Consider the following 12,388-nt stretch of genomic DNA (forward strand, 5'->3'; position numbering starts at 1 on the left):
GTCAATCCATTGCCCGCATGCGATAGCCCTGGCCTCGCACGGTTTCGATGGGCTGCAGAGTCTGTTCAGGATCCAGTTTCTGTCGCAGTCGACGCACAAAAACTTCCAGTACATTACTGTCCCGGTCGAAGTCCTGGGCGTACAGGTGCTCGGTCAGTTCGGCCTTCGAGATGACCTGGTCGGGGTGCAGCATGAGGTACTCCAGCGTTTTGTACTCATAGGCGGTGAGTTCGACACTGGCACCATGAACCGTCACACGTTTGGCAGAGGTGTCCAGCTGTACCGGACCACTGACGATGGCAGGGCTGGCGAATCCGGCGGCGCGGCGTAACAGTGCGTTCAGGCGCGCCTGAATCTCTTCCAGCCGGAACGGTTTCACCACATAGTCATCAGCCCCGGCATCCAGACCCGCCACTTTGTCCTGCCAGTCACCGCGAGCCGTCAGAATCAGCACGGGGTATTTCTTGCCGGCCTCCCTCAGCTTGGTGATAACGCTGATACCGTCAAGCTGCGGCAGTCCGAGATCTATGATGGCGGCGTCGTAGTCATATTCGGTGGCCTGATACAGACCAGTGACACCGTCGGCCGCATCATCTACGACGTAGCCGGCCCGCTCGAGTCCCATTTTCAGTTGCTGCCGCAACAGGCTTTCATCTTCCACGACCAACAACCGCATGCTCTACTCCCTGCTCAACTCACCTGTCGCCTGATCCACAAATACCGTGTAGATGTTACCCTCGTTATCAAGCCGGACCCGATAACGCAGGCGGCCGTTCTGTCTCACTTCATTGATACTTATGACGGTGCCGGGAAAATTGGCCCGCACTCTCTCCAGCGCCTGTTCCTGATTTACCGGGCCGACCTGTTCAGAAGCCTGCCCGCCCTGCGGCTGCGCCAGGGATGTCGCGGGCAAGCCGGCCATCAGGCCAGACACCAGCACCGCCATGACACCCGACAGCACCAAATGCCGGGCGCGTTGCTGATGATCCTGTATCCAAACTGGCAATTTCATATATCCCCACTGAAAATGACTATTGACTGTAAAACCGGCGCCGCGAGCCAGGCAGCCAATCCGCCATCGGGGCTCTCACTGCACTGGCTCGACCTGCACCCGCAAGCGAATGCGCTCACCGGGGTTGTCATCCATGCGCACCGAGAAGTCTTCACCATTGTATCGATACCTGACCTGATACCCCATCAGCCGCTCTTCATCGTAGTATTCATCCACGACTTCGCAATGCTGCACGGTCTGATACCGGGCCGGCTCGTGCCGGTTATTGGCGTTCACTATATCACGGCCGACAGAGTGCCCCAACACGGCACCCACCACAGTACCGACTTTGCGGCTGGAGCTGTTGGTGCCGACTGCATTGCCGATCGCTCCCCCCACAATGGCGCTGAGCAGCGCCGGTGTGCGGCTGCCCGATCGATGCGAATCCCTGACTCTGACCTGCTCCTGCCAGCACTCTTCCCGCGGCGCGGAGACAGTTACCGACTGGTAAATCGGTCGTGACTCCAATACGTCAGCATAAACATACCGGGTCTGGGCCAGTGCTGGTGACGACATACACAGTGCGCTGACACTGAGGGTCAGCACGCCGGCTGGCTTTAACACGGGCGCTAATGGCTTTAACACCTTCGCTAATGGCTTTGACAGCTGAGCTAATGGCTTTAACATCCGGGCTAATGGCTTTTTCATATCACACCTCACTATTATTCTGTTTCGGCTGACAGATTAAGGCGCAGGAGCTGAATCCAGACTTAACGACATGACGGTTTCGCCTTCAGCTGTGCGAAAACTGCCGACACCTGACAAAGGAGGCAACATAGACTATTGATTTGACGGGGAATACGGGTACAATCCGGACTGCTTCACATAACAACAATTACAATTCACCAGGCTTTCTCGTTTTTGCTCGTTTTGCTCGTTTTAGCCTACGCACCATCAAGAGACAACACATGTTCCGCAAAACCCTTGTTTCCGCCATTATTGTTACTCTGATCAGCATTCCCGTCGTTTTTTTCCTGCACCCGCTGATCAACACGCCGATTTTCTACGTTGGCCTGATCTTTCTGGCCTGTCTGGCAACGGCGACACTGGCCCAGATGGGAGCCACCAAGCCAGCCAAAAAACGCAAGTCCGCACCTCGCCGCCGGACCAGCAACGCGCCACGCGAGCTCGGTAACGTCAAATGGTTTAATGCCAGCAAAGGCTTCGGCTTCATTACCCGCGACAGCGGTGATGATGTCTTTGTCCACTTCCGCTCAATACAGGGAGAAGGCCACCGGGTCCTGAAAGACGGCCAGCGTGTCGAATTCAGCGTCAGCCAGGGCGATAAAGGTCTGCAGGCCGACGATGTGGCTGCTGCCCAGGACTGAGTAGCGGAACGATTGCCCCCAAAAACAGCGGTCCTTATCAATAATGTGGGGGCCTGTCGTCAATGGCGCCGCCCTGCACCATCCGTTCGGACTGCGCCTCCATCAGTTCCGCCAGCTTTTCGCGGTGCAGGCCCAGCTCCCGGGTCAGGGTTTCAATCTGCTGCTGCTGCCGGGTGACAACATCATTCAACGCCTGAATACTATCCTCCTGAAAGGCAAACCGGGTTTGCAGATCGACCAGTGTTGCTTCTGTAGACATAATCCACCCCCTGTTAGTGATTGTTAACACCACTGCATAGCACGATGGTCAGATCATGATACCGCGTGGCAGATCACCACTCCAACCGGTTTCGTGATTCGCCAGACTGACTGATGGCAGCCATCTTTTTATTATTCGCCAAGTCATGCAATAATCACGGTTGAATAACTGTCTTATCAAACGTGGAAAGTGGCAATGTCGGTCCCGTACTTCGGCCCCGATCGCGCCCTGCGGCACCCGCCGTCCGTCACAAAGTCATATCAGGAGGCACTTCGTCTTGACCGGTCAATCCTCACCACAACACACGTCAGAGTCGCCGAGCACTGCGTCGTCGAGCACTGCGTCGTCGAGCACTGCGTCGCCGAGCACTGCGCCGCCGAGCATAGCCGACTGGGATCACGCGCCCATCAACTGGACCAACATGATCCTGTTTACCCTGACCCCGCTGTTTGCGGTGACCCTGGTACCGCTGTACGGCTTTGTCTACGGTTACAGTGCCTACGACTGGACTGTATTTGTCCTGCTGATGGGGTTCTGCGGCATATCGATTACCGCCGGGTATCATCGGCTCTGGTCTCACAAGGCGTACAAAGCGCATCCGGCGCTGCGGTTTATCTTCGCCCTGGGTGGCGCCTGCGCGCTGCAGAACGATGTTTTCAACTGGGCTTCAGATCATCGCAGGCACCACGCGTTTGTCGACAACAATGATAAGGACCCCTACTCTGCCGGTCGCGGCTTCTGGTTCTCCCATATTGGCTGGATACTTCGTCATTATCCCAGCAGCACCGAGGACTTTTCCAATATCAAGGATCTGCAAAAGGACCCGATCCTGCGATGGCAGCACAAGCACTACCTGGCGCTGGTCCTGTTCATGAATATCGCTGTACCTGCGTTCCTGGGATATCTGGGGGGTAGCATTATCGCAGGCTTGCTGCTGGGCGGGCTGCTCCGCCTGGTGCTCAGCCAGCATGTGACCTACCTGATCAACTCACTGGCGCACATGTGGGGCAAACAGACATTCAGTGAAAAAAGTTCGGCCCGGGATAATCCCCTGATAGCATTGCTAACCTACGGTGAGGGTTATCATAATTACCACCACACCTTTCAGTGGGATTACCGCAACGGCATCCGCTGGTGGCACTACGATCCCACCAAATGGCTGATCCGTAGCTGTGAATGGGTCGGTCTGACCAGTGATCTGAAGCGGGTAACACCCCTGAGCATCGAAACCGCTCGCCTGGAAATGCAATACCGCAAAGCCAGCGAACGCTGTGAAGCCCTGGCCAACGCCGACACCTTGCGCACACGACTGGAAGACGAATACGAGCAGTTAAAACATACTCTTGATCTGTGGGCGCAACATCGTCAGCAATGGTATGCCGCCAAGTCATCGCAGATCCACGACCAGCTCCACGAAAAGTGGGAGAAAATCGCGCTGCGTGACAGCTACCGGGAAGTGCGCTTCCAGCTCAAACTGCGACGTCAACGCTGGCGCGAACTGCTGCATAGCTTCTCCGATGTACCATCAGCCACCGCGTAACGACAACAGCGAAAGGACAACCATGACCGTTTTTTGTAAGTCTTTCTGGCGCTCCCTGTTTGCAGGCGGTGCTGTCACCCTGGCCTTGCTGGGCGCAATGCCGGCCACTGCCGTTGAGGAAGGTGAACCGGCGCCTGACTTTACCCTGCCGGGTGTGCGCGCCTCCGACGCAGCAGTGCAACTTAGCGAACTGCAGGGCAAGGTGGTTTACGTCGATTTCTGGGCCTCCTGGTGCCTGCCCTGTCTGCGCTCTCTGCCGCAGATCAACGGTCTGTATGAGCAGTATCGCGACCAGGGTTTTGAGGTGGTGGCGATCACCATCGATGACCCGGTTGAAGATGCCACTGAGTTTCTCGAAGACCTGGAAGTACCGCTGGCCTACTCCGTGGTGCTGGATGCGACTGCGGATGTCATGGATCAGTATCGCGTCGTCGGCATGCCGACCTCATTTCTGATTGACCGCGATGGTGTGATTCGTAAAGTTCACAAAGGCTTCCGCGAAGGTGACACCGAGCTGCTTGAGCAGGCATTAATTCCGCTGCTGGCTGAGTGACGCCCACCCCCGTCCGACTCAGGGTTAAGGGTATAACCGCAACAGAGGCTCGTTCAGCGCCGACATTTGTTCGCGCAGCTCAAGTATGTGTTCTGCCCAGTAGCGCTCCGTGTTGAACCACGGAAAACTGTGCGGGAACGCCGGATCCTGCCAGCGCCGCGCCAGCCAGGCGCTGTAGTGCATGATACGCAAGGTACGCAGTGGCTCGATTAACGCCAGTTCGCGTGCATCGAATTCAAAAAATTCCTCATAACCTTCGACGATCTCCAGCAATTGCCCTTGCTGCTGATCACGATCGCCCGCCAGCATCATCCATAAGTCCTGAATAGCCGGCCCGCTCATGGCATCGTCAAAATCAACAAAATGCGGTCGGTCGTCCCGCCACAGAATATTGCCGGGATGACAATCGCCGTGAAGTCTCAGGATTCGGCAATTTTTCGCCTGAGCAAACACCGGCAGCAACCGGTCGATCAGATCCCGACTCAGACTTTCATAAGCCGGCACCAGGGAAGGCGGAATAAAATCATTGGCCAGCAAAAACTCGCGGCTGGCAATGGCAAAGCGTTCAGTACTCAGCGTGACCCGATGCTCAAACTGCCGCTGCGCGCCGGCCAGATGCACTCGCCCCAGGAAACGTCCCATGACCAGCAGATTATCGGGATTGTCGAGTTCCGGGGCGCGCCCCGCCAGGCGCGGAAACAGGGCGAAACGAAAATTCTGCTCGCCACAGGCAAAATTGTGCAGGGTTTGCTCAGGCAGCCCGTCACCCGGACTGATCCACATTGGCGGCACTACCGGTATATCAAGGTCGGCCAATTCCTGGGCAAAACTGTGCTCTTCCAGAATTTGCTCGTTGCTCCAGCGCTCGGGGCGATAGAATTTGGCTACAATATAGTCGCCGGATGCCAGGCCAATCTGATAGACCCGGTTCTCGTAACTGTTCAACCCGAAAACGCGCGCTGTGGTTTCCAGCCCGAGACTTTCCACCGCGTCCAGCACCTGGTCGGGCCCCAGCAGCTCATAGGGATGCGTCAGCGAGGACGAAGACAATGGCGTATCGTGCATGTGGTTGGCCTGTAGATCGAGTTTGGCGCGAGTATACTGTAAAATACCCTCCGTAAGCCGAAAACTTCAACCCGTCCACATCTCAGCGCCAATCTTCCGCCAGCGCAATATTGCGCAGCGAGAGTCAGTAAGGAGTTATTCTTGAGCAGCAACGACGCACAGGCCCATCATCAGAATCTGTTAGACCGATATCAACAAATTCAGGCAAAAAAGCTCAACCTGGACCTGACCCGGGGCAAACCCGCCACGGCACAACTGGCCCTGAGTGACGCCCTGGATGGTATTTTGCAAGGTAACTATGCCTGCGCCGATGGCAGCGATGCCCGCAACTACGGGGGTGCCCTGGGTATTCCGGAAGCACGTGAGTTTGCCGCGCAGTACCTGGGTGCCAGACCGTCCCAGGTACTGGTGGGCGGCAACAGTTCGCTGCAGCTGATGTATCAGATTGTCACCAACGCCTATTATCATGGCGTGAAGGCCGGTGCAGCACCGTGGAGCGAAGAAGCCGGCACTACCGGCACCATCAAGTTTCTGTGCCCGGCCCCGGGTTACGACCGTCACTTCAGTATCTGCGAAACCCTGGGCATCAAGATGATCCCGGTGACCATGGACCAGAACGGTCCCGACATGGATCAGGTGGAATCCCTGCTGCGTGCCGACCCGCTAATCAAGGGCATCTGGTGTGTGCCCAAGTACGCCAACCCCAACGGTGTGGTTTATTCCGACGAGGTCGTGGACCGATTCGCACAACTGGGAAAAATTGCCGGCGCCAACTTCCGCATCATCTGGGACAACGCCTACGCTGAACACCACCTGGTGGAAAACCCGCCGGAGCTGGCTAACCTGCTGGCACTGAGTGAGAAATACGGCACGCTGGATAATGCTGTGGTGATCGGTTCAACATCCAAGATAACCTTTGCCGGCGCGGGCATCTCTTTTATGGCCAGCTCAGAGGCCAATATAGCGGGTTTTGTCGACCTCCTGGGCATCGCCACCATCGGCCCGGACAAAGTCAACCAGTTGCGTCATATGCGCTTCCTGAAAGACATGCCGACCCTGCGCAAGCTAATGCAGGGCCACCGGGAGATTCTGCAACCCAAGTTTGAGCTGGTGCTCAGGCACCTGGATGAAGGTTTGTCTGCCAAAACCCACAACGGCCAGCCGCTGGGCAGCTGGACAAAACCCGCCGGTGGTTATTTTGTGCTGTTTGATACCCAGCCGGGGCTGGCAGACAAGGTGGTTAAATTGTGCGCCGGCGCCGGCGTCAAGCTGACCCCGGCCGGTTCGACCTGGCCGTACAAAAAGGACCCGGCCAACACCAACATCCGGCTGGCTCCGTCGTTCCCCGGTCTGAGCGAAATCGACGAAGCCATGCAGGTGTTTGTGCTGTGTGTTGAACTCGCGACACTGGAACAGTAACACCACCCCCGCAAGTCAGATCCGGGAGATGTCGTCAGCCTTATCGGCGGCGTTCCCGGATTACCACACTGTTGCGTTCGACACGGCGATAGTTCGAGTGTCTGCGCGCATCCTTGTTGACGTAGATCACTTCCCGGCGGTCGCGCGACCAGCTGCCGCGGGAGGGCGCATGATCACGATAGTAGCCGCCATGGTAGCCGCCGTGATAGTCACGCTCGGACCCGCCATAATGCCGCTTGTTGTCGTATCGGTCGTATTTCCGGTGGTCGTCTCTGCCTTTTCGCCCATAGTAGCCGTAGGCCTTGCCGTGCGGCGCATGGCCGAAACCGGATACTTTATGACCATATCTGTGGCCATGGGAATCATGGCGCTGCGACGTGGTGATGACGCGGGTGGAATGCGAGGGGACAACATACACGGACACGGGGCCACTATGATACGTCAGTATTGGCGCTGAATAATGTGTTTCACGAACCACGGTCCGGCGGTCGTGATCAGCGAATACATGGCTTGCACCCAGCGCCGCGACCAATGTAACTGCCATCATCAGGGGTTGCTTTATTCTCATGAGCTGTTCCTCCACAATGCGAATTTCTCAACACTGTTTATAAAACAACCCCGCTGAACACAGACTTAACGGCAGCCATCCGGGACCAGAAACGTCGGCAAAGCGCTTCCAGAACAATGGCGGCACCGGGAGCGTCTCTCAGGTATCACTTAAATTTCGTGTGCCAAAGCCGGGCATGGGAAACGGCATGATATTGTCACCGCTGGAGATTTTCGCCACGCCAGTTTTCTCGACCTCATCAATGCGCAGGATCGCCTGTAACGGGATAAAACTGCGTTTGACGTCCTGAAACTCCATTTTCAGCTTCTCTTCACTGGGATCCACCACCATCTGACTGCGCTCATCGAACAGGAACTCCTCTACCTCAATGAAGCCATACAGCTCACTTTGATAGACCTGACGGGCAAAGAGTTCATAGACTTTGCCCTTATTGAGAAAGGTAATGCGGTAGATTTCCTGGCGGCTGGCCATGCGGCTGAGTACTCTTGCGTCGTGGGCGGTCTGGACGATTGCGTTGCTGGCGTTTGATGACCTGCCATTGTAGCCTAAACAGCCCCCGCAGATACAGCATCTGCATAAATTTGCTGTTATAATCCGCGGCTTTTCGACGTTTTCCGGAACCGATATGAGACCCATTGATCAGATCGCACCACGCAAGAAAGTCTATATCAAGACCCATGGCTGCCAGATGAACGAATATGATTCGTCGCGCATGCTGGACCTGTTGCGTGAGTCGCAGCAGGCTGATCTGGTTGATACGCCTGAAGAAGCCGATATTCTGCTGCTCAACACCTGCTCGATTCGCGAAAAAGCGCAGGAGAAGGTTTTTCACCAGTTGGGCCGCTGGCGAGCGCTGAAAGAGGCACGTCCGGGTGTCAAGATCGCCGTCGGTGGTTGCGTGGCCAGCCAGGAAGGCGCTGCCATTGGCAAACGCGCGCCTTATGTCGACGTGGTGTTCGGTCCGCAGACCCTGCACAAACTGCCCGAAATGCTTAATGCCTCGGGCGGCAAAGGTCCGGTGGTAGACATCAGCTTCCCGGAAATCGAGAAATTCGATCGTCTGCCCGAGCCCAGAGCGTCAAGCTGCGAGGCCTTCCTCACCATCATGGAAGGTTGCAGCAAATACTGCTCATTCTGCGTGGTGCCGTATACCCGCGGCGAAGAAGTCAGTCGTCCGCTGGACGATGTGCTTGCCGAAGCCGTGCACCTGGCCGGCCAGGGCGTGCGCGAAATCAATCTGCTGGGACAAAACGTCAATGCTTACCGCGGTCTCAGTCACGATGGCGGGATTGTGAATATGGCAACCCTGGTGCAGTACATAGCAGCCATCGAAGGCATTGATCGCATTCGCTTTACCACATCACACCCGGTCGAGTTCAATACGCCGCTGATCGAGATGTACCGCCAGGTGCCCGAGCTGGTCAGCCATCTGCACTTACCTGTGCAAAGCGGCTCTGATCGCATTCTGGCCGCGATGAAGCGCGGTCATACGGTGCTGGAGTACAAATCCATCATCCGCAAGCTGAAGGCGATACGACCGGACATCAGCATGTCATCTGACTTCATCATAGGGTTTCCCGGCGAGACCCAGAAAGATTTTGAAGACACCATGAACCTTATCATCGAGGTGGGCTACGACCACTCCTTCAGCTTCATCTACAGCCCGCGCCCCGGCACCCCGGCGGCAGACCTGCCCGACCACACCAGCGAGCAGGAAAAGAAACATCGGCTGGCGGTGCTGCAGGCCCAGATCCTGCGCCAGGCGGCCGCTATCAGTGAATCCATGGTGGGCAGCACGCAGCGCATCCTGGTAAGCGGCGCCTCCAAACGTGGCGACGCCATGATGCAGGGACGCACCGGGAACAATCGTGTGGTCAATTTCCACTGTGACGACCTGTCACTGACCGGCTCATTTGTCGATGTGAAAATTGTGGAAGCATTCCCCAACTCACTGGCGGGCGAACTTTAACTTGCACTATACTGACCTGACCGGCCGGCGCGTATGCACTGGCTGGCAGCATTCCATTCTGACGCACTGTCAGGTCTGCATTGCGCACTGAAGCGCCAGACTGACCGGAGGTATGACCCCAGCTACATGGCTACTGAACAACAGACGCAACAGTTCACACTGGAACCGGAGAACGCACTTCGCCTGGCCAACCTGTGTGGACACCTGAACGAACATATTCATCAGATTGCCAAATCGCTGACCCTGGAAATACGTCAACGTGGCAATGTCTTCCAGCTTTCCGGCAATGCACCAGCGGTCAGGGAGGGCGCGCGCGTGCTTGATTCCCTGTACCAGGCCACGGCAGACGGCTCAGTTATCAGTCCGGACATGGTGCACCTGACATTAAAGGAATCCGGCTTTCAGCCTGACGCGGCCGGACATTCTGACGAGGCGCCGGCGCAGGAAGTTGAAGACAACTTCAAAGCGGTGCTGATCAAGACCCCACAAAGCTCCGTCAAGCCCCGTGGCAAGCACCAGCGCCAGTATGTCGAAGCCATCCGTCAGCTTGATATTAATTTTGGTATCGGTCCCGCCGGCACCGGCAAAACCTATCTCGCGGTGGCCTGCGCCGTGGAAGCCTTGCTACAGGACAAGGTCAAACGCGTCCTGCTGGTGCGACCGGCGGTCGAAGCCGGCGAAAAGCTGGGCTTCCTGCCCGGTGACCTGTCGCAGAAAATTGACCCGTATTTGCGTCCGCTATACGATGCGCTGTACGAGATGCTGGGTTTTGAGAAAGTGACCCGCCTGATCGAAAAGAACGTCATCGAGGTTGCGCCGCTGGCCTATATGCGTGGCCGCACGCTCAATGGCGCATTTATTATTCTGGACGAAAGTCAGAATACAACCGTGTCGCAAATGAAAATGTTTCTGACCCGGATCGGCTTTGGCTCAACCGCAGTCATCACCGGCGATGTTACCCAGATCGACCTGCCCAAGGGCACCCGTTCGGGGCTGGTTCATGGCCTGAAGGTATTGCACAACGTGCAGGGCATTGGCTTCAGCTTTTTTGACTCCAAAGACGTGGTACGGCATTCATTGGTGCAAAAAATCGTTGAAGCCTACGATGAGTATGAGCGCAAAAACACCATCACACCCCTGAACCAGGACAGCGGCTCAAGCCATGACCGTGATAACTGACCTGATCAATGACAGTGATGAGGCCGACATACCCGGGCCTGCCCACTTTCAGCAATGGGCTGAAACCACAGTGCAACGGGCACGCACATCCGGTCAGACTGACAAACCGGTGTCATTGAGTATTCGTATTGTGAACAGCGAAGAGTCGGCGATGCTCAATCAGACCTATCGCGGCAAAACCAATGCCACCAACGTCCTGTCCTTTGGCTGCGAACTACCCGGAGTGACGTTGAGGCAACTGGATGAAACGCCACTGGGCGACCTGGTGATTTGCGCGACGGTAGTTATCCGGGAGGCTCAGGAACAAAACAAAGCCGTACTGGCACACTGGGCGCACATGGTTGTGCATGGCATCCTGCATCTGAGTGGCTACGACCACATTGATGAACGCGACGCTGAACAGATGGAAGCACAGGAAATCCGTATTCTGGATCAACTGGGTTTTTCTGACCCTTACATTACACACTAGCGCAGTCTGACAGCGACACACACTTTCAAGAACCGGAGATCATTTCAGGCATGACTGAAGAACCACCGAGTACAGAGCCAAAGCAGCGTTCCTGGCTGGAACGCATCGTCCAGGTTTTTTCTGACGAACCCACTGACACCAAAAGTCTGTTGACCCTGCTGCGCAACGCTGAACAGGACCAGGTGCTGGACGCCGAGGCGCTCAGCATCATCGAAGGCGCCCTGCAGGTATCCCAGATGCAGGTGCGCGAGATCATGATCCCGCGCTCGCAGATGGTGACGGTATCGGTGCGCCAGTCCTTGCAGGAAATTCTCGACATCGTGGTTGAGGCTGCCCATTCGCGCTTCCCGGTGACCGGCGAGAACCCCGATCAGGTTATCGGCATCCTGTTGGCCAAGGACCTGCTGCCGCTGGCATTGGGCGATAACGCTGAGCGCTTTAATCTGAAAGACATCATGCGACCGGCCACCTGCGTGCCGGAAAGCAAGCGACTCAATGTGTTGCTGAAGGAGTTCCGCGAAACCCGCAATCACATGGCAGTGGTGATTGACGAGTACGGTGTGGCCTGCGGCCTGGTAACAATCGAGGACATTCTTGAGCAGATTGTCGGTGAAATTGATGACGAGTATGATGTCGACGACGAAAACTACATCAAAAAGTTCGATGACAATCAGTACATCATCAAGGCGCTGACCCCAATCGAAGAGTTCAACGAACACTTCGGCACGGATTTCAGCGACGACGAAGCTGATACCGTGGGCGGTCTGGTGCTCCAGCACCTGCGACACATCCCTGAGCGCGACGAAACTGTGACCATCGGCACTTTTCTGTTTACCGTGTTGAATGCGGACAGCCGGCAGGTGCGCCTGCTAAAACTGAGCATATTGAGTGACAAGGCAAGCAGCGGCAACGTTGACGGCTGAAAACAACCCTGCAGAAACCAGATCACAGCCGGTAATTAATCAGCAGACCAAATCAAAGACAGACG

At 56.2% G+C, this 12,388-nt stretch carries 14 protein-coding genes and 1 pseudogene; 8 read left to right on the forward strand and 7 right to left on the reverse strand.

Annotated features, from left to right (window positions below):
* Position 1 precedes the first annotated feature (1 nt).
* The 3 genes from ENH71_RS14685 to ENH71_RS14695 form a co-directional block, all read right to left on the reverse strand.
* On the reverse strand, positions 2 to 676 hold the full coding sequence (locus ENH71_RS14685) for a response regulator transcription factor (protein ID WP_294130782.1): 675 nt from the start codon (positions 674 to 676) through the stop codon (positions 2 to 4).
* Positions 677 to 679: 3 nt separating this feature from the next.
* The gene (locus ENH71_RS14690; RefSeq protein ID WP_294130780.1) at positions 680 to 1,012 is read right to left on the reverse strand and encodes a PepSY domain-containing protein; all 333 of its coding nucleotides are present in this window, start codon (positions 1,010 to 1,012) and stop codon (positions 680 to 682) included.
* 75 nt (positions 1,013 to 1,087) lie between these two features.
* Positions 1,088 to 1,615 carry a glycine zipper 2TM domain-containing protein gene (locus ENH71_RS14695; RefSeq protein WP_294130778.1) on the reverse strand — a complete coding sequence of 176 codons (528 nt, stop codon included), beginning with the start codon at positions 1,613 to 1,615 and terminating at the stop codon, positions 1,088 to 1,090.
* 557 nt (positions 1,616 to 2,172) lie between these two features.
* Between ENH71_RS14695 and ENH71_RS16180 the strand changes: the two are divergent.
* Positions 2,173 to 2,379, forward strand: a pseudogene (locus ENH71_RS16180) (cold-shock protein); the annotation flags it as partial.
* A 37-nt stretch (positions 2,380 to 2,416) separates the two neighbouring features.
* Here ENH71_RS16180 and ENH71_RS14705 read toward each other — a convergent pair.
* Positions 2,417 to 2,638: a SlyX family protein gene (locus ENH71_RS14705; protein WP_294130775.1), complete on the reverse strand. Its 222-nt coding sequence runs from the start codon at positions 2,636 to 2,638 to the stop codon at positions 2,417 to 2,419.
* 277 nt (positions 2,639 to 2,915) lie between these two features.
* On the opposite strand from ENH71_RS14705, the gene ENH71_RS14710 reads away from it, so the two are divergent.
* The gene (locus tag ENH71_RS14710; RefSeq protein WP_294130773.1) at positions 2,916 to 4,178 is read left to right on the forward strand and encodes an acyl-CoA desaturase; all 1,263 of its coding nucleotides are present in this window, start codon (positions 2,916 to 2,918) and stop codon (positions 4,176 to 4,178) included.
* 22 nt (positions 4,179 to 4,200) lie between these two features.
* Positions 4,201 to 4,731 carry a TlpA family protein disulfide reductase gene (locus tag ENH71_RS14715; protein WP_294130771.1) on the forward strand — a complete coding sequence of 177 codons (531 nt, stop codon included), beginning with the start codon at positions 4,201 to 4,203 and terminating at the stop codon, positions 4,729 to 4,731.
* 24 nt (positions 4,732 to 4,755) lie between these two features.
* Here ENH71_RS14715 and srkA read toward each other — a convergent pair whose 3' ends face one another.
* A complete protein-coding gene (srkA, locus tag ENH71_RS14720) occupies positions 4,756 to 5,766 on the reverse strand; it encodes an SrkA family protein kinase (RefSeq protein WP_294130817.1) in 1,011 nt (336 codons plus the stop codon).
* Positions 5,767 to 5,937: 171 nt separating this feature from the next.
* Between srkA and ENH71_RS14725 the strand changes: the two genes are divergently transcribed.
* Positions 5,938 to 7,215: an aspartate aminotransferase type Ic gene (locus ENH71_RS14725; protein WP_294130770.1), complete on the forward strand. Its 1,278-nt coding sequence runs from the start codon at positions 5,938 to 5,940 to the stop codon at positions 7,213 to 7,215.
* Positions 7,216 to 7,255: 40 nt separating this feature from the next.
* On the opposite strand, the gene ENH71_RS14730 is transcribed toward ENH71_RS14725, so the two are convergent.
* Positions 7,256 to 7,783, reverse strand: a complete 528-nt coding sequence (locus ENH71_RS14730; RefSeq protein ID WP_294130769.1) for a hypothetical protein — start codon at positions 7,781 to 7,783, stop codon at positions 7,256 to 7,258.
* A 138-nt stretch (positions 7,784 to 7,921) separates the two neighbouring features.
* Positions 7,922 to 8,254, reverse strand: coding sequence for a DUF1820 family protein (locus tag ENH71_RS14735; protein ID WP_294130767.1), 333 nt, complete (start codon positions 8,252 to 8,254; stop codon positions 7,922 to 7,924).
* 154 nt (positions 8,255 to 8,408) lie between these two features.
* Between ENH71_RS14735 and miaB the strand changes: the two genes are divergently transcribed.
* The 4 genes from miaB (at position 8,409) to ENH71_RS14755 (ending at position 12,323) form a co-directional block, all read left to right on the forward strand.
* Positions 8,409 to 9,752, forward strand: a complete 1,344-nt coding sequence (gene miaB / locus ENH71_RS14740) for a tRNA (N6-isopentenyl adenosine(37)-C2)-methylthiotransferase MiaB (RefSeq protein ID WP_294130765.1) — start codon at positions 8,409 to 8,411, stop codon at positions 9,750 to 9,752.
* Between the two features lie 126 nt (positions 9,753 to 9,878).
* On the forward strand, positions 9,879 to 10,931 hold the full coding sequence (locus ENH71_RS14745) for a PhoH family protein (protein WP_294130816.1): 1,053 nt from the start codon (positions 9,879 to 9,881) through the stop codon (positions 10,929 to 10,931).
* Positions 10,915 to 11,400, forward strand: a complete 486-nt coding sequence (ybeY, locus tag ENH71_RS14750; protein WP_294130763.1) for an rRNA maturation RNase YbeY — start codon at positions 10,915 to 10,917, stop codon at positions 11,398 to 11,400. Before ENH71_RS14745 ends, ybeY begins: the two co-directional genes overlap by 17 nt.
* Before the next feature lie 50 nt (positions 11,401 to 11,450).
* The gene (locus tag ENH71_RS14755) at positions 11,451 to 12,323 is read left to right on the forward strand and encodes a CorC family transporter (protein WP_294130761.1); all 873 of its coding nucleotides are present in this window, start codon (positions 11,451 to 11,453) and stop codon (positions 12,321 to 12,323) included.
* Positions 12,324 to 12,388: the final 65 nt, after the last annotated feature.

The organism is Pseudohongiella sp., from assembly GCF_011050365.1.
Lineage (GTDB): Bacteria > Pseudomonadota > Gammaproteobacteria > Pseudomonadales > Pseudohongiellaceae > Pseudohongiella.